Source organism: Loigolactobacillus jiayinensis, assembly GCF_003946445.1.
Classification (GTDB): domain Bacteria; phylum Bacillota; class Bacilli; order Lactobacillales; family Lactobacillaceae; genus Loigolactobacillus; species Loigolactobacillus jiayinensis.
In genome coordinates this window covers 1-3,279 of record NZ_RHOF01000107.1, presented here as the reverse complement: position 1 = coordinate 3,279, position 3,279 = coordinate 1, and the positions used below count along the sequence as shown (strand labels likewise).

General features: G+C 38.0%; 4 protein-coding genes. All 4 read left to right on the top strand.

From position 1 onward, the window contains the following. The first annotated feature begins 66 nt into the window (after positions 1 to 66). The 4 genes from EKM80_RS14535 to EKM80_RS14520 all read left to right on the top strand — a co-directional run bounded on the left by EKM80_RS14535 (position 67) and on the right by EKM80_RS14520 (position 3,201). Positions 67 to 444, top strand: a complete 378-nt coding sequence (locus EKM80_RS14535; protein ID WP_125550213.1) for a hypothetical protein — start codon at positions 67 to 69, stop codon at positions 442 to 444. A gap of 502 nt (positions 445 to 946) precedes the next feature. Beyond that, complete coding sequence (locus EKM80_RS14530) at positions 947 to 2,056, top strand: replication initiator protein A (RefSeq protein ID WP_035454423.1); 1,110 nt, start codon at positions 947 to 949, stop codon at positions 2,054 to 2,056. A 150-nt stretch (positions 2,057 to 2,206) separates the two neighbouring features. Then, on the top strand, positions 2,207 to 2,404 hold the full coding sequence (locus EKM80_RS14525) for a hypothetical protein (RefSeq protein WP_056973931.1): 198 nt from the start codon (positions 2,207 to 2,209) through the stop codon (positions 2,402 to 2,404). Between the two features lie 50 nt (positions 2,405 to 2,454). Continuing rightward, the gene (locus EKM80_RS14520) at positions 2,455 to 3,201 is read left to right on the top strand and encodes a Fic family protein (RefSeq protein ID WP_125554385.1); all 747 of its coding nucleotides are present in this window, start codon (positions 2,455 to 2,457) and stop codon (positions 3,199 to 3,201) included. Positions 3,202 to 3,279: the final 78 nt, after the last annotated feature.

The window sequence follows — 3,279 nt, the reverse complement described above, 5'->3', positions numbered from 1 at the left end:
AGCGCCTGAGTCGTTAAGTACAAAGAAGTAAGTTTCTAAATTTAATAATACGAGGGAGGAGTTGTTATGGGAATTTCGATAAATGTTACATTTTTGCTTGCCAGCCTTATTGTCTTTTGGATAATCCCAGCCATTGGAATTGCAAAAAAGCACCTGGTAGATGACCGCTTTTTTATTCGACAGTGGTTATTTCCAATGCAGTATTGGTTACAGCTGTTATTTGAAAGAATCAGTGGTAACCGTCGTATTGTCGTAAGAATTTTTCAAATAATGTCCCTGTTTATCACGTATTTTTGCGGGTTGCTTATGCTCATGATTTTCAGTGTTTTTGATGGAAATTTGCTTAAACACCCCGAAGCATTTTTACTTTTCGAATATTTACTGGTATCTTCTATCGCTTACTGGTTTCAACCAAAAGCTGGCAAAGTATACAAGACCAAATAAAGTTGCCGCTTGGTAAGCGCTATGCTAGACTAAAATTAATTTAACAACCGAATAAAGAGATCAAGCTAAACAGAAAAATCCCCGATTCACGAGGAATCAGGGATTTTGGGTTTAGCAAGTAGCTATAAGGCAGCTACTTAGATTCAGTCGATTTTCACCGCCAAGTTAAAATCGACTGAACATTGTTCTTAATTTGTAGGTTAATTATACCGCAAACCAGTCCCCAAGGACAAGTTAAGGATAGTTAAAAACAAATTAAAGTCAATGGACTAAGTAGCTAACCAGAGCTATTTAGTCCATTTTTTGTTGTTAGAACTTAAAAAAGTTGCCGCCTGGGCAACTCACAAACAGACACATGCTGGTAAATTACAAAGCATTCATTTAGCCGTGAGGCTTTGTAATTCAGTTAGAGCATATCAGATTTGTATTGTAATGCAAGTCGAATGTTTTAGCAACTCTCTTTTGAGACAGCGTGTGTCAGTCAAGAAAGGGAGTTTTTATTATGACAAAATCAACAAATTTTAATTACTATGAAGCAGATAACGTATATGGAGCCTTATTTTTCCAGTTCCCTAAGGTATTAATGTATGGCGAGCAATACAAGCATTTAAGCAATGATGCTAAATTAGCCTATATGGTACTAAAAGACCGATTAGAGTATTCTTTGCGCAATAACTGGGTTGATAGTGAAGGACACGTCTACTTTATCTTTACCAATCAAGAACTAATGGACTTGTTCAATTGTTCAAAGGGAAAAGTCATCAAAATAAAAGCAGAGCTGGAATCAATCGGATTACTCGTTCAGAAACAAATGGGCTTTAACCCGAAAACTAAGAAAAATGAACCGAATCGCTTATATCTGTCCAAGCTCGATGTGAAAGCAACCGATGTCTATTTACGCGGCGAATTTGGTCAAAAAAGCTCTCAAACCCTTGCTACGAGCGGAAGTTCAAAAAATGAACTTCCGCGGGAGACCGTTGAAACCCTTGCTACGAGCGGAAGTTCAAAAAATGAACTTCCGCATAAGTTCGTTGACAACAGCTCTCAAACCCTTGCTACGAGCGGAAGTTCAAAAAATGGACTTAATCTATATAGAGAACCTAAAGAAAGAGACAAAAACAGATACAATATAGATACTCAAAAGTTGAACTTTTCCACAGCCAATTTCTCACCAGCAGAAATTCAAAAGCAAAACCAGGATTTGGTGAACCATGCTAATGATTTCTTAACTGATGAAGACAGTGGCTTACCGGTTTTCTTAGAACCAGAAGCTGTGCAACTACTTAGTTTTTGGTGCCGTACCCCGCAACAAATGCGGCGCTTCATTGGCATTATCTTAAATGCTAAGTACCGAGTTGAAAAGGATCATCAAGATATTGGCGTCATAATCCCGCTTTACGACGAAGAACTAAAACCTTTGATGACTAAAGCCTTAAGACGCTACTTTAACGTTCTTAGAAGCAATGAGAAACATATCAAGAACGTTGAAAACTACTTGTATGGCACCATGCAAAACCTATTTGGCGTTTGGTGGAATCAACAAGCGGCTAGAGAATATGCGGCCAAACACCCCGAAGAACAGAACACTGACAATGAGCGCTCTTGGAATTAAACGTCATATGAGCTCATTTAAGCCGTTTTAAGCGTTGCAGTGCATAATTGTATTAAAACTGCTTTAAAATCACTTAGAAACAAAAATAGGGGCCTTAAGTGGTTGAACAGGCGATGACTGAACTAAGCGAATGTGAAAGGAGCTTTTTAAATGACCAAACCAAGCAAAGAAGTCGAAAAAATAGAGCAATTGCTGGCTGACCCCTGGGCAGTCGATATTCAAGGCATTTGGGAGCAAGCAGCCCATAATCCAGATCCTGATAAATGCAAACTGTTTGACGCGTTACACACTTACCTCTTAGAGAAACGCCAAGAGCAAATTATCAACGAAAAGCATTTCGTGATTTAACATGGACAGGTCAAATAATCAGTGACTGAAATAGAAAGGAGGCACAAAATATGGCTAAGACACGAACATATATGGACAAGTATAAATTCACAGCTGCAGAAAACCAACGGTTTGCCCGAGCAAATTTTACCAAGTTAGTGCATACTAATGCTCGCTTTGAAGGCGTTAATACCACTTTGCCACAAACACAAACTATTATGGACGGTATGAGCGTAGCAGGAGTACCTGTTGAAGATGTTTTGACGATTGTTAATTTAAAGCGTGGGTGGCAATATATCACTGCTCAAAATTCCCCTTTAACGTTAACCATGGAAAAACAAATCAACAAGATTGTGGCAGCGGAAGACGCCTTAGTACCGGGAGAATTACGGCAAGGGAAAGGAGGAGTTGATTTAGGTAGTGAAGACTTTTTTGAACCACCTTTAATTAACGAAAAACAAGAACAATCCTTTTTACAAAAAATCTTGGCTGATCCACGAACGACGATTACTGATAAAGCATTGACTGTCATGTATCATAATATGCGCCAACAAATCTTTTGGGACGGGAACAAAAGGACGGCGACTTTAAGTGCTAATAAAATTATGATTGACGGTGGTGCAGGCTTAATCAATGTGCCGTTAGATAAGTGGGATCAATGGAACGAACTAATTGCCAATTATTATCGAACTAATGACATGACTAAAATTAAACAGTGGACATATGATAATGGTATTCAAGGATTACAAATTCGAGCAAACAAAAAATTAAGTGCTAATGAATTGAACCAGATGTACAAGCAACTAAAAAACGGATAAATTAGAACTTAAATTAGTTGAAGACAAGATTCGTAAAATAACCCAAAATCATCTCAAAGACTTTGCTAAAAACAATCT

Coding starts and splice junctions, on each gene's coding strand:
- EKM80_RS14535 (WP_125550213.1), top strand. CDS start 67: ATGGGAATTTCGATAAATGTTACATTTTTGCTTGCCAGCCTTATTGTC.
- EKM80_RS14530 (WP_035454423.1), top strand. CDS start 947: ATGACAAAATCAACAAATTTTAATTACTATGAAGCAGATAACGTATAT.
- EKM80_RS14525 (WP_056973931.1), top strand. CDS start 2,207: ATGACCAAACCAAGCAAAGAAGTCGAAAAAATAGAGCAATTGCTGGCT.
- EKM80_RS14520 (WP_125554385.1), top strand. CDS start 2,455: ATGGCTAAGACACGAACATATATGGACAAGTATAAATTCACAGCTGCA.